At 47.4% G+C, this 21,962-nt stretch carries 16 protein-coding genes and 1 pseudogene; 6 read left to right on the top strand and 11 right to left on the bottom strand.

Going from position 1 to position 21,962, the window contains the following annotated elements; all coding sequences use genetic code 11:
* Positions 1 to 12: 12 nt before the first annotated feature.
* From E0698_RS06750 to E0698_RS06730, 5 genes are all read right to left on the bottom strand, one after another.
* Positions 13 to 1,137: an ABC transporter ATP-binding protein gene (locus tag E0698_RS06750; RefSeq protein ID WP_337916178.1), complete on the bottom strand. Its 1,125-nt coding sequence runs from the start codon at positions 1,135 to 1,137 to the stop codon at positions 13 to 15.
* 175 nt (positions 1,138 to 1,312) lie between these two features.
* Positions 1,313 to 2,341: an NADH:flavin oxidoreductase/NADH oxidase gene (locus tag E0698_RS06745; RefSeq protein ID WP_192511032.1), complete on the bottom strand. Its 1,029-nt coding sequence runs from the start codon at positions 2,339 to 2,341 to the stop codon at positions 1,313 to 1,315.
* A 317-nt stretch (positions 2,342 to 2,658) separates the two neighbouring features.
* Positions 2,659 to 3,963, bottom strand: a complete 1,305-nt coding sequence (locus tag E0698_RS06740; protein WP_192511031.1) for an ABC transporter substrate-binding protein — start codon at positions 3,961 to 3,963, stop codon at positions 2,659 to 2,661.
* 106 nt (positions 3,964 to 4,069) lie between these two features.
* On the bottom strand, positions 4,070 to 5,731 hold the full coding sequence (locus tag E0698_RS06735; RefSeq protein ID WP_192511030.1) for a response regulator transcription factor: 1,662 nt from the start codon (positions 5,729 to 5,731) through the stop codon (positions 4,070 to 4,072).
* Complete coding sequence (locus E0698_RS06730) at positions 5,724 to 7,517, bottom strand: cache domain-containing sensor histidine kinase (RefSeq protein ID WP_192511068.1); 1,794 nt, start codon at positions 7,515 to 7,517, stop codon at positions 5,724 to 5,726. The genes E0698_RS06735 and E0698_RS06730 overlap by 8 nt, the downstream gene beginning before the upstream one ends.
* Positions 7,518 to 7,706: 189 nt before the next feature.
* On the opposite strand from E0698_RS06730, the gene E0698_RS06725 reads away from it, so the two are divergent.
* Together E0698_RS06725 and E0698_RS06720 are read left to right on the top strand one after the other, a co-directional pair.
* Positions 7,707 to 8,603, top strand: a complete 897-nt coding sequence (locus tag E0698_RS06725; protein WP_082067081.1) for a carbohydrate ABC transporter permease — start codon at positions 7,707 to 7,709, stop codon at positions 8,601 to 8,603.
* Positions 8,603 to 9,433, top strand: a complete 831-nt coding sequence (locus E0698_RS06720; protein ID WP_192511029.1) for a carbohydrate ABC transporter permease — start codon at positions 8,603 to 8,605, stop codon at positions 9,431 to 9,433. Before E0698_RS06725 ends, E0698_RS06720 begins: the two co-directional genes overlap by 1 nt.
* Positions 9,434 to 9,586: 153 nt before the next feature.
* Here the strand turns inward: E0698_RS06720 and E0698_RS06715 are convergent, their stop codons facing one another.
* The gene (locus E0698_RS06715; protein WP_192511028.1) at positions 9,587 to 11,407 is read right to left on the bottom strand and encodes a methyl-accepting chemotaxis protein; all 1,821 of its coding nucleotides are present in this window, start codon (positions 11,405 to 11,407) and stop codon (positions 9,587 to 9,589) included.
* A 282-nt stretch (positions 11,408 to 11,689) separates the two neighbouring features.
* On the opposite strand from E0698_RS06715, the pseudogene E0698_RS06710 reads away from it, so the two are divergent.
* A pseudogene (locus E0698_RS06710) lies at positions 11,690 to 12,472 on the top strand (GTP-binding protein); the annotation flags it as partial.
* A 96-nt stretch (positions 12,473 to 12,568) separates the two neighbouring features.
* Here E0698_RS06710 and lepB read toward each other — a convergent pair.
* The gene (gene lepB, locus E0698_RS06705) at positions 12,569 to 13,192 is read right to left on the bottom strand and encodes a signal peptidase I (protein ID WP_192511027.1); all 624 of its coding nucleotides are present in this window, start codon (positions 13,190 to 13,192) and stop codon (positions 12,569 to 12,571) included.
* 328 nt (positions 13,193 to 13,520) lie between these two features.
* On the opposite strand from lepB, the gene E0698_RS06700 reads away from it, so the two are divergent.
* The 3 genes from E0698_RS06700 to E0698_RS06690 all read left to right on the top strand — a co-directional run bounded on the left by E0698_RS06700 (position 13,521) and on the right by E0698_RS06690 (position 17,692).
* The gene (locus E0698_RS06700; protein ID WP_192511026.1) at positions 13,521 to 14,870 is read left to right on the top strand and encodes a right-handed parallel beta-helix repeat-containing protein; all 1,350 of its coding nucleotides are present in this window, start codon (positions 13,521 to 13,523) and stop codon (positions 14,868 to 14,870) included.
* Between the two features lie 111 nt (positions 14,871 to 14,981).
* Entirely contained in the window at positions 14,982 to 16,514 is a 1,533-nt protein-coding gene (locus E0698_RS06695; RefSeq protein ID WP_192511025.1) for an MFS transporter, read from the top strand.
* Between the two features lie 50 nt (positions 16,515 to 16,564).
* Positions 16,565 to 17,692: a glycoside hydrolase family 88/105 protein gene (locus E0698_RS06690; RefSeq protein WP_192511024.1), complete on the top strand. Its 1,128-nt coding sequence runs from the start codon at positions 16,565 to 16,567 to the stop codon at positions 17,690 to 17,692.
* Positions 17,693 to 17,792: 100 nt separating this feature from the next.
* Here the strand turns inward: E0698_RS06690 and E0698_RS06685 are convergent, their stop codons facing one another.
* From E0698_RS06685 to E0698_RS06670, 4 genes are all read right to left on the bottom strand, one after another.
* Positions 17,793 to 18,089 (bottom strand): type II toxin-antitoxin system RelE/ParE family toxin, encoded by a 297-nt coding sequence (locus E0698_RS06685; protein ID WP_044644232.1) that lies wholly within the window; start codon positions 18,087 to 18,089, stop codon positions 17,793 to 17,795.
* Positions 18,090 to 18,473, bottom strand: coding sequence for an AbrB/MazE/SpoVT family DNA-binding domain-containing protein (locus E0698_RS06680; RefSeq protein WP_044644231.1), 384 nt, complete (start codon positions 18,471 to 18,473; stop codon positions 18,090 to 18,092).
* A 115-nt stretch (positions 18,474 to 18,588) separates the two neighbouring features.
* Positions 18,589 to 19,545, bottom strand: coding sequence for a polysaccharide deacetylase family protein (locus E0698_RS06675; protein WP_192511023.1), 957 nt, complete (start codon positions 19,543 to 19,545; stop codon positions 18,589 to 18,591).
* A gap of 359 nt (positions 19,546 to 19,904) precedes the next feature.
* Entirely contained in the window at positions 19,905 to 21,863 is a 1,959-nt protein-coding gene (locus E0698_RS06670; RefSeq protein ID WP_192511022.1) for an acyltransferase family protein, read from the bottom strand.
* Positions 21,864 to 21,962: the final 99 nt, after the last annotated feature.

Below are 21,962 nucleotides of genomic sequence, written 5' to 3'. Positions count from 1 at the left end.
AAAAATCTGAATTTAGCCTCTTCTTTGATATGACCATATGGATAAAAATAATCCCACAATAAAGGTAAGGGATAAGCTGAACCAGGCTATTGAGATATCGAAATGTTTGACCATACTTCCTTCATTGGAAGATAAAAGATACGGGCCAATCCACGGATACCATTCACTTTTGTTCAAAAAACTTAAAAATATAGCAGTACAAACTACGAGTACAACCACCTTAAGACTTTTCCAGCGTATAGCAAAAAAAGAGGCGATCGGAATTAACATCGCATGCATCACACACATCTTAGCAAATACTTGAATCTGGTATACCCATTTATTTAACGTGGCTGTATTTTCAATCGGGCTATGAATTCTTAGTTGTTGTGGGGATAGCACCTGAGATTGTAGCTGCTCTATACGGTCTTGCATAAACGTTTGTACTGCTTCTGCATCGTCTACCTTTACATCTGTGTATTGCTCAAAACCGTCCTCCAACCGACTCAAACGATTTTCCGCCAATAACTTTCCATTATGTATAATCCCGATGTGTGTGGCTAACTGCTGAATTTCGCTTAAAATATGACTGGAAATAAGAATCGTTTTCCCGTCTTCCTCGCACAACCGCTTCAATAGCTGACGAATTTCCTTAATTCCAGATGGGTCCAGTCCGTTCGTCGGCTCATCCAATATGAGCAACTCAGGGTCATGAACAAGCGCCCTCGCAATCCCTAATCTTTGCTTCATTCCTAGGGGAAAATCCTTAAACTTCTTCTTGCCGGTATGCTCTAATCCCACAGTCGTTAATGTTCGTTCAATTCTCCCATCATCCTGCACCCCCATGTACATACAGCAAATTCTTAAATTATCACGTGCACTCAAATTTTCGTATAAACCTGGTGTTTCGATGATCGTACCAATCTTAGAAAAGATAGATGGGTAGTTTTTCTCCAAATGCTCGCCCAATAAAAAAACCTCCCCACTTGTAGGCTCAATTAGCCTCGTCAGCATGCGGATGGTAGTCGTCTTGCGGGCTCCATTTTCACCAAGAAAACCATAGATACTTCCCCGCTCCACATGTAAGGAAATATCGTCAACGGCTACTGACATCCCAAACTGCTTACGGAGCTTTTTTGTTTCAATAATATATTCCACTTTTAAACCTCCTAATCACTAAATAATACAAGTATACAAAATATAACCACTACTACGTGTAAGATTGCTTACACTGTACCATCTGTCCATACAACAAAACAGGCACCTGCGACGAAGCATACACTTCGTTGCAGGTGCCCTGTTTATATATAAACAACGTGGGATTACTTAGGCCTCAGTAGCCACGTTGATATTGTTCAGGTATGGAAGGCTTCTCGCCGCGCAATGTCACCGCTGCATGAGTCGCCCAATATGGATCGCGCAGCAATCCGCGCCCCACGGCGACCAGATCGGCATCCTCATTGCCGATAACGGACTGCGCCAAGGCTGGATCATCCAGTGCACCGACGGCGACTACCGGGATGTTCAGCGCCTCGCGAATCTGGCGTGCAAATGGCACTTGATAGCCCGGATAGTTGCCCGGCTTTCTGGCTCCCGCAGGGCCTTCTCCGCCCGTGCTCACATGGATCACGTCTACGCCCGCAGCCTGATACGCCCGAGTCAGCTCAATCGTATGATCCACATCGTATCCGCCATCTACGTATTCGACCGCGCTGATGCGGAAAAATAACGGCATGCCTTCAGGCATTTCCTTGCGTACAGCCTGAATGACTTCAACGCCAAAACGGGATAGCTCCTGACCGTATACGTCGTCCCGTTTGTTCGTGAGCGGCGAATGGAATTGGTGAATCAAATAACCATGTGCACCGTGAAGCTCAATCGTGTCCACGCCCGCTTGAACCGCACGCCGAGCCGCATCTGCAAATTTTTGCACCATGCCACGTACTTCCTCCGTGGTAAGTGCGCGCGGCTGTTTATAATTTGCATCCGGGTATGCAATTGCCGAAGGAGCCACTGGCTCTGCTGCATCCTCAGCTTTACGGCCTGCATGAGCAATCTGGATGCCTACCTTGGACCCGTGCGCATGAATGCCGTCAACCAGCTTCTTATAAGCCGGGATATGCTCATCTGACCAAAGGCCCAGATCATAATCTGTAATCCGTCCATCCGGTTCCACGTCCGTCATTTCTATAATAATCAGACCTGTGCCTCCAATAGCTCGGCTTAGGTAGTGAACATGATGCCAATCATTTGGAATCCCGTCCTTGGCTGTCACCGAGTATTGGCACATCGGTGCCATGACTACCCGATTTTTTAATTCCAAATCTTTCAGTGTATACGGTGTAAACAACGAATTCGCCAAAACGTTCATCTCCTTTTTTTCCTTGCCACATAAATGAAAATACGTTCCAAATTACACGGTCTATTATAATCATATTCGGCATAGTCCAAACGGAATAAAGAGATTCCCCAAACGGGGTATCTCTCACTTTTGCAACTTGCAGTCATTATGTATGTCGTATGTCGTAGATATATTGCACACAATCTATTATCCACAACTCAATAACTTTTTGCAAGTAAATATTTAAATATTATTAAATATTTTTTTGTCCACACCCTCTCGGCTTCCTAGCTATAACACAAAAAGACGCCCTTACGGACGCCTTTGCGAAACCAGCTTTATTGTGCCGAGCCTAGTTGCACCCACGCTTTTTCAATCTCAGCAACTGCCTGATCCTTGTTCATGTTGCCGCTGATATAAGCCTGCATCAGCTCGCCAAATTTTTGGTGGAACGTATCCAGCGAGTAGTTGACAGACAGATCACCAGACTTGGACGTTTTCAAAATGCTTTCCATTTCCTTAGGCATTTCCAGATCAGGAAGCGGTGCATCCTTAATTGGAGGAATCACCTTCGCTACCTGGGAGAACCAGTTCTTACCGTATTCCGAAGTGTATAGCCAGTTAAAAAATTCAATCGTCTCCTTGGCTACCTCTGAATCCTTGTTAATACGCAGCGCCTGATCGGCCCCGGTAATGATGACCGATTGATCCGCCTTGTCACTTACCGGATAGCCCATGATGCCAATCTTGAGGTCGGGATTAATCTTCTTGATCGCTTCCTCATCCCATGCGCCTTTACCCGTCATAAACGCAGCTTTACCCGATGCAAAATCGCTCACTTCCGCATTGCTGTCGCGTTCCAGCGGCTTATCCGTGCCATGCTTCACCGTCAGATCAATAAAGCTAAAAAAGTTGTTGTACAGCACCGGATAGTCCTTGATTTTCGCTTTGCCTGCAATAAAATCATTAACGAGCTGCTTCGGCTCCACACCTGCATCCTGTGCGGCAGCATCCACATAATGCTGGAAGATGTGCTTCCATACCCACCACTCTTTATATGCATTCGCAAATGGAGTGATGCCCTTCGCCTCAAGCTTGGTGACTGCGTCCTGCATCTCTGCAATCGTCTTCGGCGGGGAGGTTACACCGGCCTTGGTGAGTAAATCCTTGTTGTAAATTAGCGCAAACAAATTCCCCTTCACCGGGAAGCCCAACACTTTACCGTCACTGGAGCTCATATTCGCTCGAACGGCATCCGTCATAGCTGCTGCCAGCGGCTCATTCGTCAGATCGGCGCTATAATCAGCATACGTGTCGATATCGCCTCCGGCCGTGGTCTGGAATACATCCGGTGTACTGCCTGAAGCAATTTTCGACTTGAGAATCGTGTTATAGTCTGCCTGCATGATTTCCAGATTGATCTTTACGTTAGGCTTGACCTTCTTATACTCTTCGATATACGCGTTAAAAGCATCCGTATACTCCGGTGAGGCTGTGAACATATTTATTGTAACCGTTTTCAATTCTTCTTTGCCGCCAGCATTCCCTTTCGCCGCATCTGAGTCGCCGCTGCTTCCGCATCCGCTCAACAAACCGACCGTCAAAAGCAAACTGCCGGATAACGCCATCATCTTCTTTAACATGGATACTCCCCCATTTATTCGTGATCAACGTCCATGCGCTCATTCTAAAAAATATAGTCCGATTTAAAAAGGCAGATTAGTGAAGCATTAAGGGTAAAAAAGTGGTTTATTGCAAGCTCACACGATACTCCGACGGTGACACCTGATAATAATTACGAAAAGCCTTACTGAAATAATTCTTGTCCTTGTAGCCAAGCATATCGGAAATCTCCTGAATTTTCAGGCTGGAATCGCCTAACAGCTCCTTCGCCTTGTCCATTCGGACCTTCTGCACATATTCGTGAATCCCGTAACCAAACTGCTGCTTGAACAGCTTCATCAAGTACTCCCGACTTAAAAAATACGTTTCGGCAAAAAATGAAATTTTGATATCTTCAAAGTAATATCGGTCAATATGCCGTTTGATCTCCGTAATATCAAAGGGCTGACTCCCCCCTTGAGCATGCTGAACCCCGGCAATGTAAAGCTCCAGCATCCGATGCAGCCGCTGTCCATACTGGGCAAAGTCCGTAAAGTCCGCAGCAATATCGCCCTCAGCCACGCTTTTTCTCTGTTCCCCCGATGCCCACTCCGGCTCAGACACAGATGCAGATACAGATAGGAAAGCACCCGGCTCCATAGCCGCTTCTTTCAGTAAAAAATGAAGCTCGCCCATCATCCGATCTGCATCCTGCAAACGAAAAGCAGGGCCGGATGCCAACTGCTTCAGCAGGTCGTTTAGCAGTACCTTTGCCCGATTTGCCTGGCCTGTCTGGGCATCCTTCTGGATCAACAGCAGCCGATCCGTCCACGACACTTCTTCTGGCATCATTCCCTGCCGGGGCGCGACATGCATGACCGATGTTCCTGTCAGCTTCAATACGTCCGTGCTGTGGATATGCGCCTTGGCATCCGTATAAGCAGCTGCCAGTTCCAGTATGTCCGTACAAGGCTTACCCACCCCGGCAGCTACCACCATGCCGAACAATCCATGCAGATTCGTCACCGCCTTCTGTGTCACTTGTGCCAGCAGAAGAGGCATATGTTGTTCCTGCCCCGGAGACAATGTGCAAATCGAAACGACCTCGCGCTCCCGTCTCGGATGAGGAAAACTAAAACAGCTCAATCGTTCATCCGAAGTCTGAGCCAACACGTTCGTCACGGCAAAATCCATCAGATCCGTCTCCCCGTGAAAACGTGTCATGCGAACCTCATCCCTGTTCAGCAACCGCAGCACGATCACCCCAAAGCGGTTCCCCGGTTGATCTGCACCGATCATGGGGAGTAACGCCGCATTCGCCTGCCTTTTAAAGCTACCGTCCAGAATAGATAAATACAGCTTCTCCTTTAGCTTCGGCAGTGACATGTTCAGCGTAATGTTCTGACTAATGAATTTGCTTTCGCTCTGCTTGCGACTCTCCAATATGTCTACCGCCTTGCGCAGCGCCTGATTCAATTCCAGCCGATTGATCGGCTTGAGCAAATAATCCACCACCCGGGATTGAATCGCTTGCCGTGTAAATTCAAAATCGTCATAGCCGCTAATGACAATCGTCAGCAGATTAGGATACACCTTCTCGATGGCACGAAGAAATTCGATACCGTTCAGCTCCGGCATTTTCATATCCACCATGACCACATCTATTGGGTGCCGTTCCAGCAGCTCCAGTCCAAGTCTGCCATTCGTCGCCTCAAACACCTGCCCGATGCCGAGGTTGTTCCAGTCTCCGACAATACGAATAGCTTCGCGCAGCGGCTCCTCATCGTCAATGATCAATACGTTATACATGACTACTTCCTCCCTGGGGGATGCGCATTTGGATTTCTGTTCCCGTTTCATCCGTATGTATGGATAGTCCCGCCTGATCTCCATACAGCAGCTTCAATCGTGTATTCAGATTTTTTAAGCCGATATGCTCACTCTCCCGTTCCTCCCACCTCTCTTCGAACGAATCCAGCACCTGTCTCAGCTTATCCTCCGAGATCCCCGGGCCGTTGTCCCGTACAGTAATCGTGGCATCTGTAGAGCTGGATTCGGCTGAAATGACAATCAGAATATCGCTTGATACCTTTTCCAGCGCATGCTTGATCGAATTTTCCACCAACGTCTGCACGGACAACCTCGGGATTCGCAGCTCCAGCAGCGTGTCCTCCCACTCCAGTTCTATTCGCAGTCTCGTCCCGAACCTTGCCTTTTGCAACCCCATATACCGTTCAATATGCTGGAGTTCTTCGCGGGCAACTACGATATCCTTGCCGTTGATGGAATACCGCAGGGTTTGGGCCAACGCATCGACCATATCCGCCATATCGAACATCTCACGCTTTAATGCCTGTGTGGATATGGCTTGCAGCGCATTGTACAGAAAATGGGGATTAATTTCAGCCTCCAGCGCCTTGAGTATGGCGTTTTTCTCGACCAGCTTCATTCGATAACGCTCATTAATTAATTCTTCGGTTCTTTGAACCATTTCGTTAAAATGCAGCGACAAATACGCAATCTCGTCATGGCCCTTCACAAGGGCCGTTGCCCCGAAGTCCCCGGTACTAAACCGCTTCATCTGGGTGGACAGCTTGTGTAAGGGGCTGGTAATGGCACTCGAGGTCAGCGTTACCAAAATAATAGACACCCCTAAAAACAAAATCCCGATCACGTAGCTCCAATTTCGTGTCGTCGTAGCCGCTTCGTAAATTTGACGGTATGGGATCGGCTTGACGAGCCGCCAGCCTTCTTTTTTCCCGGCATCATACACGACCAGATACTCCTGGCTGCCGCTACTGTCCGACCATGTTACTCGTCCGCTCCCTCCCTGTCCAATCTGTTCCAGCACCCCCGAGTCCCTCATTCGCTCGTATAACGGAAGGCTGTCCACGTAAAAGGGAATACGTTCAGGACTTAGTAGCATGAGATGATCCCCTTTGCCGAGTGGAATGTTCTTCATGATATCGTCCACAGCGCTCGTATTGTAATAAAAGGACAACACCGCCTGCGGGTGACGAGATGCAATCGACCTCAGCACCCGATGGTACGCCATAAAGCTGGCCTGTGGTGCCACATACCCCATATCCGAGCGGGAACCCACAAAGGATTGAAACGATTCATTGGCCGTGCTCGCCAGCGCCTCCTTATACCAGGGCAGCTTGGGAATATCCGTGTTCATCCCTTGGCGCACCGTAATATTGTACGTCTCCCGGGTCACCACATAATATTGATGGCGATCTGCCACGTACAGATAAATAGCTTCCAGATCACTGCGGGAATAAAACATGCTGCGCAAATAGTTTTCAATGACCATTCGAGAGGCATAGTCCCGATTTTCATTCGCAATCGCGTTCATAATATCGTTATAACGAAGCTGCGGCAGGGCTAGCTGCTGCATCCCCTCCAGATAGTCCTCCAGGTTCTGATTGACCAACAGCAGATTATTCGTTGTGCTGGCAATGCTATGATTCACCGACTCTCTTTCAATCATCTGATAGGAGATAATCGTCAGCGAGCCTACCACCAGAATGATCACCGAGGTAAAAAGCAAAATAAGCTTGTTCACCAATTTTTGCGTTATTCGTCTCCACATGGATCTGAGAACTGCACCTGCTCGTTCTGGTATCACGATAAAATCGCCCCTTTTGAAAGCGTACACATTTTTACCCTCAACTGTTTTCTTAAATCCATTGGTCCGGCCCCAGGGGCTATCCTATACTTTCATTATATCTCAAACGGCTTGGAACGAAAGATCGGAAAATGTTGAGAAAAGAGGTGCGTTATGCTGAAAAAAAGGGGAAGCCGGGGCGATAAGGGCAGTAAATTAGAGTTTGGCTTGTTCACACTGCCTGTAATTCTGTGCATTACGATTGCATTTTATATTCCGTTTTTGATGACGATACGCTATTCCCTGACCAAGTGGAATGGAATATCCAAGCATCCGAAATTTGTAGGCCTGGATAATTTCAAACAAATCCTGCTCGGAGATGCCAACTTTGCACATGCGGCCTGGTTTACGGTCAAATATGCCATTCTGTACATTGTGCTGGTGAACGTGCTGGCCATTTTGCTGGCACTTGTCCTCGACATGAAGCTGAAAAGCTCGGCTTGGCTGCGGGCGGCTTTCTTTATCCCTTATATCCTCAGTCTCGTGATTGTTGGATTTATCTGGAAGTTCATCTTTATGCAGGGCTTTGAGTCACTGGGAAACAGCACAGGCTGGGGCATCTTCCAGCTCAGTTGGCTGGGGCAAGAAGGGCTCGCGTTTATTTCTATTTTGGCGGTATCTATCTGGCAATCCATTGGCTTTTATATGGTCATTTACATTGCAGGCTTGCAGTCCGTACCGGAGGATCTGAAGGAAGCCGCTATTGTGGACGGAGCGGGGCCGATTCGGAGATTTTTCAGTATTACGTTACCCTTGCTGGCCCCTTCCATCACGATCTCGGTTTTCATGGCTCTGACCAACTCGATCAAGGTGTTCGACGTCATTCTATCCCTGACTGGCGGCGGGCCGGGAGGTACAACATACAGTATTGCGTATGATATTTATCGGGACACGTTCCAGAACAATCTGTACGGCTATGGAACAGCCAAAGCGTTGTTGTTATTCGTCGCAGTGCTGATCATTACGATCATCCAATTGTCTATTTTCAAACGCAGGGAGGTTGAAGCCTGATGCAACGCAGACGTATGGGACGTATTTTGCTGGAAGCGGGCATGATTGTATTATCGCTGTTATTTTTGTATCCGCTGTTTCTTGCCATTAACAATTCGTTCAAAAGCTTCGCTGAGGTCATGACCGACGTCATTGCGCTGCCCAAGCAGCTTTCGCTGGATAACTACGTATATGTATGGAAATTCATTAACTATCCACGCTTATTTCTGAATAACACGATCATTACCGTGGTCGGGCTGGCAGGTATCGTGCTAGTATCCTCCATTGCCGCCTATAAGCTGGCACGGACGAAGAGCAAATGGAGTTCCGCCATCTACATGCTGTGCATTATGCCAATGTTGATCCCGTTTCAGTCCATTATGCTGACTGTCTTGCGACTCGCGAAAGACCTGCATCTGGCGGACAGTACCTGGGGACTTGGCCTGCTGTATTGGGGCTTCGGCGCACCGCTGGCGGTGTTTATCTATCACGGGTTTGTCAAAGGGATTCCCAACGAGATTGACGAAAGCGCCAAGATCGACGGAGCCTCAGGCTTCCGGCTTTTCTTTTCGGTGATTTTCCCCTTGCTGAAATCGGTCACCGCCACCATTGTGATCATCGACGTGATGTGGATTTGGAACGATTTTCTGCTGCCCCTGCTCATGGTTAACGGCTCACCCAGCACCAAAACGCTTACGCTGGCGGCCTATACCTTCGTCGGACAGTATACGTCAGACTGGCAGTATGCCATGACAGCAATGGTGATGGCTGTGCTGCCTTCCATCGTCGTATTTATTTTCCTGCAAAAATACATCGTCAAAGGTGTTGTCGCGGGAGCAGTCAAAGGCTGAGTACAAAGTAGCAATACCCGGCGAATGTAAAAAGTCAGCGTATATGAGTATACGAAGCCAGATAGCAAAAAAGAGGACTTGCGTGTTGTTTGCGCAAGTCCTCTTGGTTTCAGCCTGGATGCCCGGAAGACTCTGTTATCTAACACTTCCCGCTCAGGAAGCGGGATGAATCGGTGTATCCGAAATTGAAATTCTATCCATAGACGTACGTCTGGTGGACGTGCCGCGCCCGCCATTCGTATCCTTTGGATGAGTCGAAGCCGAGGTCTTGTTCTCGTCTGCATCGTTTGTAATGCGGAAATGCTGTATTTCCGACATTAGCTCGGCAGCCATATGACGCAGCGAATCGGCAGAATCTGCGATGACCTCCATAGAAGCGAGCTGCTCCTCGCACACAGCCGCAGCCGACTCCGATTCCTCTGCAATCTCACGGGACAAGCCTACTAGCTTTTGCTCCGAGTCCAGCAGTTGCCCGGTAATGGCAGACAATTCTTCGGTCGCAGCCGACACCTCCTGCGTATGCTCAGCGACCGTTTGTACTGCTTCATGTACTTTGCTAAACGTCTGCCCAGTGCGATGAATCAGATCTGTTCCAGCCTCAACCTCGCTGGAGCCTTTCTGGATCGAGTCTACGGCCTGGTTCACTGTATCCGCCAAGGCATCCATAAAGACAGCAATCTGTTGGGATGCTTGACCTGTCTGTTCCGCCAGCTTCTTCACTTCACCCGCCACGACAGCAAAGCCCTTACCCGATTCCCCGGCTCTGGCCGCTTCAATGGAGGCGTTCAATGACAGCAAATTGGTTTGCTTGGCGATATCGCGAATGAACTGCGTTACACTTTGGATTCTCTTCGATTGCTCGCCCAAGTCCTGAATGACCTTGACCGAGTCCTTCATCGTATCCTGAATATGGCGCATTTGCATAACCGTTTCCTCCAGGTCTGCATTGCCGCGCTCTGTCTCGTGAATCGCCCGCTCGGACAGCTCTGCGGTAATGGATGCGGATTGGGCAATCTTTTGAACGCCTTCTGCGCTTTCCTTGACCGCCTGCTGGTTTTCACGATTTCGCTCAACCTGATTGCCTGCCGAATCGTGGATTCCCTGTACCGTCTCCGCCATCTGCCGCGTACCTTCCGCCACTTGCCCGGAGCCATTGGACAGCTCACCCGAAGCCAGTGTAACTCCTTGCGCATTCTGATAAATCACTTGCAGCAGCGAACGAAGCTGGCGTTTCATATCGTTAAAGCTCTGTGCCAATTCACCAATTTCATCTTTCTGCCGAATTTGAATATCCTCCTGTGTCAGATCCCCTTCTGCAATACGCCGCGCGGCTTGAGCCACCTGAACCACCGGACGGGCAATCATACGGGTGATTACATACGCCAATACGATCCCGATTACCAGCGCAAGCGCCATCGCAATGATAATCATCGTCTGTACATATTGAAGCTTCTCACCCTGCTCGACTTGGGATTGATTCAGTAGTTCCATCTGGTATTGCTCCATGACCTGTGACTGCTGCTCCAGTGCAAGTGCCATCGGCTTACATTTTCCCTCCACTAATCTCGTGTAGGTCGCGACATCCCCCTGCTGCTTATATGAGGTAATTTCCTTCACGATATCTGCATATTCAGCCTCCATCTGCTGGAGCTTTGCTGCCATTTGCTTGGGCTTGTCCAGTGCTGGCGTTGATTGCAGCTTCTTCATGGTCGCTGCAAAGGTTTCGCGTGCTTTCAGATAACTGTTCATTTCATCCTGATCGCCAGTCACCAGATACCCGCGAAAATACTTGGTCTGGCTCGCAGCATCATACTGCAATTCTTTAATAATCAAAATTTTATCGACTCTGTCATCAATCATGCTTTGATAAGATGTATGTAAAGACGAAGTAGCATACTCACCAATAACGCCCACAACCAATGTAAGCAATAATACGGCTGCAAAACTAATGGATAGTTTTTTACCAATCTTCATTCTAAAATATCTCCTTTGTATGGGACAATTTTCTTAGGTCTAATGGGGTTATTATACGCCTATTTGTCATTTGAAACAGTTAAATATAATTCGTAAGTTTCAATTATTGAAATACAACTTTTCAGGTATGATACGGCAAATGATTTACTGATTTTACTATTAGTAATTATTACGATTAAAAGAAACCGACAAGGGGAGCATTGCAGCTTCCCTATCTGACATTGTAGCCACTACAACACATTCAGCATTTCATGAACACTTTCGAAGGGATGAGTGATTACGTTGGCAAACACTATGGAATTGGAGAAGAAAATACCGGTGACTGTACTTAGCGGGTATCTCGGTTCAGGCAAAACCACGTTGCTCAATCATGTGCTGAATAACCGGGAAGGCTTGCGGGTAGCTGTCATTGTCAATGACATGAGCGAGGTAAACATTGATGCGGATCTCGTTCGGGACGGCGGAGGATTATCCCGCGTTAATGAGAAGCTGGTGGAAATGTCCAACGGCTGCATCTGCTGCACCCTGCGAGAAGACCTCTTAAAAGAGGTAGAGCGGCTGGCGCTGGATAAAAAGTTCGACTATATCCTTATTGAGTCCACAGGCATCGGCGAACCCATCCCGGTAGCCCAAACGTTCAGTTATGTAGATGAGGAAAACGACATCGATCTGACCAAGCTGACCCGGCTGGATACGATGGTTACTGTTGTGAATGCGCCGGAATTTTGGAAGGACTTCTACTCCGGAGATTCCCCCAAGGATCACGGGCAGGAGGTTGCGGACGAAGATGCGCGCGGCATTGTTGATCTGCTGGTAGAGCAGGTGGAATTTTGTGATGTGCTGATTATTAACAAATGCGATCTGGTATCCCCCGAGGAGCTGGAGCGACTGGAAAAAGCGCTGCGCGGTATTCAACCGAACGCCAAAATCATTCGTTCCAAGTACGGTAAAGTGGACCCGAAGGAGATTTTGAACACGCATCGCTTCGACTTTGAAACAGCCAGCCAAGCGGCAGGCTGGATCCAAGAGATGAACAAGGAAGAACACGTACCGGAGACAGAGGAATAAAGCTGCCTGACCCTTTTACCCAAAAAATATAACAGCTTCAGAGACACGCAAAGCGCCTAAAACGGGGAACAGCATTCCGTCTTAGGCGCTCTTCTATTCTTCATGCTTTACCCACTGCGCGCTGCCCAGCGGCCAGAAAATCACATCCGCACGTCCAACAATATCTTTAATCGAAACAAAGCCAATCGCACGACTGTCTCTACTATTATTACGATGATCGCCCATGACAAAAATAGTACCTTCGGGAACCTTGGACTCGGTTATTGTTGCATTCGGAAAGTCCACATTGTTGTACAGCTCGCCCTTGGCATGTGCTTCTTGGACAGCTCCCTGAATGTATGACTCTTCCACCTTCTTACCATTCACGTAAAGATTGTCGCCTTGATATTTAATCGTGTCTCCCGCAACCCCAATAACACGCTTAATAAAGTCTCTTCCTTCCTTTCTTACATGGAATACAACGACCTCACTGGGCTTGGGATCACGAAAATCGTAAATCAGTTTATTCAAGACAACCCGTTCATTTGTTTTGAAATTCGGCTCCATGGATGCTCCCTCAACGACAGATGGCGCAAACAGCAACCCGTGCATAATGAACACGAGAACAACACCCACCGTAATCGCTTTAAGCCAATCCACGATCTCATTTTTAACTTGCGGCTGCTTGTCCGAAACTTTCCGTGTAGCTGGACTCGTCGAATGATTCCCGTTATCCATGCGTCAAAACCGCCTTTTCTCATAGATTCTATTCCTAATATGTGTATATTGTATAAGTGTAATCAATTTTTCCCAGCTTGGCAAAACCGTGTTTAAAGTTGAAACAAAAGTGTGAACTTTTTTTCACAATCTTAAATTATCATCAAAAAACAGTTGATGCAAACGTTAACATAGATTAAACTGAGCTTATACTTCTTAGAGCGTTTTAGACATATGCCAGTTAATCCGTCACCCGGGGAGGTGTCCTCGTTTCACATGAAAGACAGCATAAGTCGCTTTTATAGTGCTATCTTCTTTAAAATAAAAGATGAAATAAGGAGGAATTTACATGTTTAAACGCAATGAACGTCCAAAAAACGGGTTTAACGCTCTGAGACTCGGTGTTTCTTTTGTTTTCGCTTCTTCTTTTCTTATTGGAACCACTTACGCAGATACGTCATCCAATGCTCCTTCTTCTTCCCTTTCAGAAGAGGCTGCCAGTGCAACGGATTCATCTGCTATCTCCACCACGCTGGCGGCAGGCGACTTGTATGTAGCGCCAAATGGTAACGTGTCCAATCCAGGCACCATTTCCAGCCCTACTACTCTTGAAGCCGCACTTACACAAATTGCTCCTGGTAAAACCATTTATCTGCGCGGAGGCAACTACGCCTATTCCTCAACGATTACCGTTCAGCGTGGAAATAATGGCAGCAACGGCTCCCTCAAAGGGTTGGTTGCTTACGGCAGTGAAAAGCCGGTGCTTGATTTTTCAGGTCAAGCCCTTGGCTCCGCTAACCGGGGACTCCAGCTTTTCGGAGACTATTGGCTGGTAAAAGGTCTTGAAGTAAAGGGTGCCGGGGATAACGGTATCTATATCGGCGGCAGCAACAACCGGATTGAAAACGTGGAAACTCACCATAATCGGGACACCGGTCTTCAGCTCGGACGCTATTCCACTACAGCCGCTAACAGTGAATGGCCTTCGAACAACCTTATCTTGAACTCTTACTCTCATGATAATGCTGATCCTGACAATGGTGAGGATGCTGACGGTTTTGCCGCCAAGCTGACCGTAGGACCGGGCAATGTGTTCGATAACTGCCTGGCTGCGTACAACGTTGACGACGGTTGGGATTTGTTTACCAAAGCAGCAACCGGACCTATCGGAGCAGTAACAATCTTGAACAGTGTCGCCCACCACAACGGACAGACTTCTGACGGAACGTCCACCGCTAGCAGTGACGGCAATGGTTTTAAGCTGGGCGGGGACAAAATCAAGGTCGACCATATCGTCAAAAACAGTATTGCCTTTCAGAACAAAAAGCATGGCTTTACCTACAATAGCAACCCCGGCTCCATTACCCTGACTAATAATACCTCATGGAGCAATGGCGAAAGCAATTTTGCTTTTGACAAGGGTGAACACGTATTTATTAACAATCTTTCCTTTGAAGGAACAGCCAGTGATAAGACCAGTGGAACCGATCAAGATAATTCTAACGTCTGGTGGAAAAGCAAAAAAAGCACCAATGCCAAAGGTCTTCTCGCCAGTGCTGATGACTTTGTCAGTCTCGTTCCTTCCATTACTAGAAACACAGACGGTTCCATCCAGCTAGGTAACTTCCTCAAGCTGGCTTCAGGAAGCGATCTGATCGGCTCGGGCACTCCGAGCGGCAACAATATAGGGGCACGTTAAAAGCCCAACCCAATCAGGACGCCCTGGCCCATCTACCAACATAGACATTCAGCATAATATAGCGACCGGTGATTGTCCTCATAACCAGACAAAATATGAGGTGAACAGATCATGGAACAAAAAATCACAATGAAACATACACTCGCCTATGGAAGCGGCAACATGCTGGGAAGCGGTGCACTTGCTATTAGTGGCGCATGGTTAATGTACTTTTATACAACCTTTTGCGGACTGTCTCCCGTTCAGGCCGCAGCCATTTTCTCCGTTGCCAGCATCATCGATGCAGTCAGCAATCCGATCATGGGCTTTATTAGCGACAACTTTCATCGAACCCGCCTGGGCCGTAAATTCGGCAGACGCCGTTTTTTCATTATGATGGGTATTCCACTGATGCTCGTATATCCGTTGCTTTGGGTAGATGGGTTGGGTTTCTGGTATTACCTAAGTACGTACGTGCTGTTTGAACTGGTGTATACCTCTGTCATGGTGCCCTATGAAGCACTTGCCGCAGAGATGACTCGCGATTTCGGCGCGCGCTCCAGACTGACCGGATGGAAGGCCATGTTCGGTAAAATTGCCAATTTTGCCGCCGCTTTTATCCCTGGTCGCTTTATCGCTGAGTATGGCAAAGACTCTCCATTGCCCTTCTTTTATACCGGACTCGTGTTTGCAGGTATCTTGCTCATTGCAATGGCATTTTTGTACAAAAACTCTTGGGAACGCCCTACGGAGGAACTGCAAAAGGAACTGGAAGGTGAAGCTCCGCTTTCCTTTATAGATTCCATGAAAAAGCTGTTTATTGATATTTCCTCGACCTTCCGGGTGAAGACGTTCCGTCATCATCTGGGCATGTATCTGGGCGGCTTTTCAGCCGAATGGCTGTTCACTTCTGCCTTTACGTACTTTATTGTGTTTTCCCTGTTCCAAAGCTCGGAGTTGGTATCTAATCTGAATAGCTTTAACTCTGTCATTCAATTAATTTCCACCTATTTCTTCATCCAGTTCTGTGTGCGCAAAGGGTTCCGTATGCCTTTTATCGCCGCACTCGTCGTCGTTTGCTTTAGCGTAGCGGGTTACGGCCTGCTCTATATAACGGGAGCCTCCAATACGATGGTATGGCTATATGTCATCACACTGTTTATGGGTCTGGGTACAGGCGGGGTCTACTATATTCCTTGGAATCAATATACGTTCCTTGCTGATGTAGATGAGGCACTGACTGGCCGGCGCCGGGAAGGAATTTATGCAGGTATGATGACTTTCGCAGGTAAAATGGTGCGAGCCGTCGTCGTCTTCATACTTGGCTGGGTGTTACAGCATTTCGGATTCGTATCCGGGGCTGATAGTCAGCCGGTCGCAGCTCAGCATGCTATATTTTACGTACTCGTCGTTGGAACCATCGTTTTGGCGATCATCGGTATGATTGCGTCTCTCGTGATGAAGCTGGATATCGACAGCCACAAGAAGCTGATTACCGAAATTGATCGTCTCAAAAACGGCGGCTCCATGAAGTCAGCCAAACCGGAAGCTCGAAAAGTATTCGAGGATCTGACAGGTTTTACTTACGACCGGTGCTGGGGCAACAATAATGTAGGTTTCAAGAACAAACCTGCTGACCCCAAATCACATACGCCTTCCATGTAAGCACAAACAACGATTACAAATCAAATATTTTCCATAGAGGTGACTGTATCATGGCAAATCCAACATCACAACCGACAACCAATCCTACAAAAACAGATTCTTGGGCTGTACGTATGAGCGATTCTGTTCTACAGCGGAGTCCGGAGTTTTACGAAAAATGGGAATATGACCACGGCGTTATTTACAGAGGTCTGGAATGGGTTGGCGAACTGACAGGCGATCCCAAGTATATGGAATTTGTAAAAAAACATATGGATCATTTTGTTGACGAAAATGGCGTGATTCAGGGCTATAAAGCAGATGAGTACAATATTGACCACGTGAATAACGGAAAGCTGCTCTTCTCTCTGTATCGTGCCACAGGAGACGAACGATATAAAAAGGCAGCTTACCAATTACGCAGTCAGTTGGAAAAACACCCTCGCACAAGCGAGGGCGCATTCTGGCATAAGCAAATTTATCCGTATCAAATTTGGCTGGACGGCTTGTACATGGGTGCCCCATTCTACGCTGAATTTATCCGCGAATTTGGAGATCCGTCAGAGTTTGACGATGTTACCTTACAATTCAAGCTCTGCTATGAACATACGCGTGATCCTCAAACAGGCCTGCTCTACCACGCTTGGGATGAGAAGCTTGAACAGCCATGGTGCAACCCGCAAACAGGCTGCTCCAAGAACTTTTGGGGACGCTCTATCGGCTGGTTCGTTATGGCACTCGTTGACGTGCTGGACTATATTCCAGAAGATCACGCAGATCGCCCTGCCTTGCTCGATATGCTGACGGAAACACTGGAAGCTCTGCTGAAAGTACGTGATAAAGAAAGTGGAGTCTTTTATCAGGTGCTCAACCTGGGCCATGTGAAAGGCAACTATTTGGAAGCCTCCGCTTCCTGCATGATTCTCTATGCTATCGCCAAAGGCGTTCGCAAAGGTTATCTGCCAGAGCATTATCGTCAAGAGGCAGAAATCATCCGTAAAGGCATTATTGATGAATTTATCACGATTACCGAAGAAGGACTCGTGAATCTGAACAAAACGGTGCAAGTAAGCGGTTTGGGCGGTAAAGATCGTCGGGACGGTACCTTCGCTTACTATATCAGCGAGCCGATTGTGACGAACGATCCCAAAGGTATCGGAGCCTTCATTCAGGCGATGGCTGAAGCGGAACAGCTCTAAAGCGGACGATTTGTATACCTTCTATAACAGAAAAGGACGGGGCCAATGGCCCTCGTCCTTTTCTTGTTATCTATCATTTTTTCTTTGAAATCTAAAGTTTTCAGCTTTTCAAGTAACGCTTGAGTTCTTCATAGAAATTTTCTCTGGAACCGGCCAATATGACTACAATGAGTTCGCCTTCCTCATTTTCTTCTAGCCGATACGCAATTTCATAATTGGTACCTTTATAAAATACATTGTAGCCAAGAGTTCCGCTTAGATCACCTGTTTTGTGCTCTCCAATGGAGGGATCAAGTCGTATGGCTGTAATAGCATCCAGGTAGGCTGACTTTAACGGTCTTTCAGAAAGCTTTTTAAAATATCGTTTTGCAGGACCTAAGTATGTGACTGGAAGCATTTAATCCTCCACCACATCGCCAAATAGTTCATCCGTATCATCATCGCCAGATTTAAAATTACGGGCAGCCTCTCCGGATTCAGCAATTAATGACTTTACAGCCCCGTGAAGCTCAGCCTGTCTTTCACGGAATTTTTGAAGCAGTTCCTGATCCTTGTACCCTTCCTTAATGAGATCAGCTAAGATAAGATCTGAAAAATTGTCATTCGCAGTATTTTCACGTACAGGACGAATAATGATGTTATTTCCTTTGATCCCGAATTCCACTTCATCCTTAATTCCAGCCTGTTCATACAGTTTTTGAGGTATTGTGACTTGGCGTTTTTGCGAGACACGCGCACGTTTCCATTCCACTCGTTCCACCGCCTCATTAGCTATTACCATAGTATACTCCCCCTTTTCCACCCATTCTATTCCGAGAAACAAATTTTCTTTGTTTCTTTACTTCTCTACTTATAGTATAGGTAGTTTTCGAAAAGGAAGCAACCTAAACATATATTCACTTCATAATCTTAAATTCATATCCCTGCTTTTTTAAATATTCTATGATTGTCGGCAAGGCTTTTGCTGTTTCTTCCTTACCATAGGTATCATGCATTAATATCACGGCTTTTTCTCGACCCTTAACAGTCTTTATGAATTGGTTTATGAGTCCGTTCGCTTTCTTGGATCGTCCCTCTGCATCTTTAGTTAATACATTCCAATCCACTTGGTGGTAATCCTTTTTTAGTAAAGCTGCATCTAATGCGCCCATACCCTTGGGATCGTTTTTCTTCCACGTCATATGACCTCCGGGGAATCGGATCGCTCTTGTCGAAAAATCCGGACCCAGAATACTTCTTAAGGTTTGGTTGTTCTTTTCAATATCCTGCATAACGTTGTTCGTACTTACAGCCTTGTGAGGATATAAATACTTATAGTTGTGTGAATACGTATGGTTCCCTATAGCGTGACCTTCTGCAACAATTCTTTTGATGATGTTCTTCGTATGTTCATTCTCATCTGCTTCCTTGCCTACGACAAAAAAGGTTGCCTTAACCTTCTGTTTTTTAAGAATATCCAATATTTGAGGTGTCACAGTCACGGATGGCCCATCATCAAAAGATAAATAAGCTACTTTTTTACCATCGGCTCCATCAGGCATCTGCCCCAGCATTTGTTGGTTTAAATATTTTTCGACAAAGGCTACGTCTTCCACTCCGGCCTCGTCTTTATGTGAAGCTGCTTTACCATTCGATTCGGCAGTCGGTTTACCTGTTGGTTTGGCATTGGATACGGTATCTGTTTTTTTAGCTTGCTCCAGTGTTTGGGCTGGTGGTTTGCTATCTGACACCTTTAGCACAATGAGCGTAATACAACCGATCACGAATAATAAAATAGCAACGAATAGCAATCTTCTTTTGTTTCTCTTCAAGCGATGCTCTCTTGTCCTGCTATGTGTGTAACTCTTTTCCATTAGCTTATGTACCCCCACCACAATTAATATTTCCCGAAATCAGGCATGTTCGTCTAGGTAACCTTACCATAAATAAGTAGAATGAAAATTTAAAAATTGTAGCCAAATAGCAAAGAGTTGTTACCCTTTAGGCTTCAAAAATCACAAGTGGAATTCCCTGAAAATTGTCATATTCCGTCGATCCTTGTCACACCAACAAAAACCCGCTTCACTACCCGATTTCTAAAATTAGGATAGTTATGACGAAAATATAAATAACAATTCATATTTAAGATAGAGGGAACCAACTGAAATAGCTCAATAGAATAAAAAGGAGCCGTGATATTTGCGCATCACAGCTACCTGACAACGATTGCTATTTAAGATTGCTTCGTCAAAGCCTGAGCCAACAAAGATGCATAGGCTTTGGCGCCTTTGGGCTTCAAATGAACTCCGTCATGTTCAAAATACGAGTTTTTGCCCGAGCTGGCTCCGTACCAGTCGATCATCGTAATCCGTGTATCCTGGGACGCAGCTTCTGCAAGATGCCTGTTCACGATGCTCTCCCACGGACGCGGGACACGGGTATTCACGAGGATAATACGCTTCGCATCCTTCAGACTGGCGAGCAAATCGGTCAATTGATCCTTGGTAAAAGCGCCGTTTGTGCCCAGCTCAATAATGACTGTCTTCCCCAGCTGTCCATTCTGTCTCAACTGCTCCAGCACAGCAGGCGCTTCCGCCATCTGTCGTCCGATGCGCCCGTCTACAACAGCGCCTGGAAAAGCTTGCTGAATGTACGCCTGCACATCCAGCATAACAGAATCCCCAATCGCGGTCACACCTGAGCCATCATCTGCTTTGGGCGTAGCTTGTTGAGTCGAAGTATCCGACTGAACCTTAGCCCCATCCGTAGTGCCAGCTTTAGTCTCCGTATTCTTTGGCGTTTGGGCTAGAGCCTGGGCCTTAGTTTCGTCCTGCACGTTGTTGCCCCCGGATAATTGCGGCTTGGCTTTCGGCTCCTTCGAAGCCACAGATACGGTTCCGTGAAGCGGCGGCATCGCCTTCGTCTTCCCGCTTGGATTCTCTTCATTCGCCGCTGCTGCCTGCGTGGTTGCGTCAGTAGACGCCACGTATAGGTGAATGGTGCCTATAAGAACTCCTATAAAAAGCATAGATGCCGCGGTTGCAGGCAACCACCTCCACCGTGCCTGTCTGCGAACCGCTGTACGGATTCCTGCAACCCAGCGACGGAATCCTCCGTGACGGATCGGTTCCTCGATATATTTAAAGGAGAGGGAAGCCAGCAGTACCGTTGCTAATAGTTGTAAAATGATTCGCAGCACATGCACACCCTCGGTATCCACCTGCGGTGTCGTCAGGGTGATAACCGGAACATGCCACAGGTATAGCCCGTAGGAACGGGCACCGATCCAGCGCAGCGGCTTGAGTCCAAGCAGCTTCCCCAGATGGCTCACCGGATGCGCTAACACTGCGACCACAATAGCAGTGACCAAAGCTATGCCCAATAAGCCACCCCGATACAAAGAAGGGTCATATTCATTTGAGGCCCATGCCCAGTGACACAGCAGTAGCAGGCTTACAGCCCCGATGCCGTCCAACAGCAACCGTGCCTTGGCAGATGCTTGCCCTTTCAGCTTGCTACTAGGCCATACCAAGGCAAGCGCGGCACCGATCAGCAGGGCGAATCCACGCGTATCCGTGCCATAATACACCCGGCTGGGATCAGTTCCGGGCACGTAAATTACTGCCATCAGCAACGCAGAGATCAACGCCAGGCAAGTTACCCAGCCTGCGAGCACAATACGCTTGGGCATATATTTCAGCCCAAGCGCCAGCATTAACGGCCACAGGATATAGAATTGTTCCTCCACCGCCAGCGACCACAGATGTCCAAGCGGCGAAGGTGGACCAAAGCTTTCAAAATACGATACCTGATGAAAAATAAACCACCAGTTACTCATATATACCAATGCAGCAGGTACATCTCCGCGCAAGGCCGTAAGCCGTGACGGATCGAAAAGCAACGAGCACAGGACAATGACGGCTACAACCGTCAACATGGCAGGCAGCAGCCTTCTGGCCCGACGCAACCAGAAATCTTTCATTTTAAAACTATGATATGTATCCCACTGACTGACCAGAATATCTGTGATTAAATACCCCGATAACGTAAAAAAAACGCCTACACCCAACAAGCCTCCCGGCAACCAATCCGGATTCAGATGATACACAATGACTGCGATGACCGCCAGCGCTCTTAACCCGTCCAATCCCGGCATATAACGACGTTGTGATGGCAACGGATTAGACTTCATTTCAGCCGCCATCCTTCATGCAAATTCAAGCTCCCTGTCTGTTTCAATGCTCTTCTGCCCTTTCCCTCTCCTGCACATCGTTTTGTGCGATGCTCTGTA

Source organism: Paenibacillus sp. 23TSA30-6 (genome assembly GCF_014858585.1).
Lineage (GTDB): Bacteria > Bacillota > Bacilli > Paenibacillales > Paenibacillaceae > Paenibacillus.
The sequence above is the reverse complement of the archived record's forward strand: the minus strand, read 5'-3'. Positions and strand labels throughout refer to the sequence as shown.